This window comes from Pseudomonas abyssi, from assembly GCF_002307495.1.
Taxonomy (GTDB): domain Bacteria; phylum Pseudomonadota; class Gammaproteobacteria; order Pseudomonadales; family Pseudomonadaceae; genus Halopseudomonas; species Halopseudomonas abyssi.
In genome coordinates this window covers 1-301 of record NZ_NTMR01000079.1, presented here as the reverse complement: position 1 = coordinate 301, position 301 = coordinate 1, and the positions used below count along the sequence as shown (strand labels likewise).

At 59.8% G+C, this 301-nt stretch carries 1 protein-coding gene; it reads right to left on the bottom strand.

Features of this window, described 5'->3' with window-relative positions; translation table 11 throughout:
- Positions 1 to 264 (bottom strand): helix-turn-helix domain-containing protein (locus tag CNQ84_RS20310; protein WP_165771339.1); only part of this gene is annotated, 264 nt, incomplete at its 3' end.
- Between the last annotated feature and the right edge of the window lie 37 nt (positions 265 to 301).

Genomic DNA, 301 nt, shown 5'->3' with positions numbered 1-301 from the left:
CAGCATATGGATCACCAGTTCAAAGCGCTCACTCCCTGGCAGCAGCTTTCGCATGGGCCGACAAGCCTGGCGGCGGACCTTCATCCGCTGCTGAGCCACGCGGGCCGAGTAGCTGCCAGCTGCATCTCGATTGCGGCGCATCTCCCGGCTGACCGTCGAAGGGGATCGGTTGATCAAGCAGGCAATCCTGCGCAAGCTGAGGCCTTGGGCATGACTAACTTGAATGGTGGCACGCTCTTCAACGCTGAGTTCGGAATAAGACATGGGGCAGCACCGTACCGGAAAGGTCAGGTGTTGCACT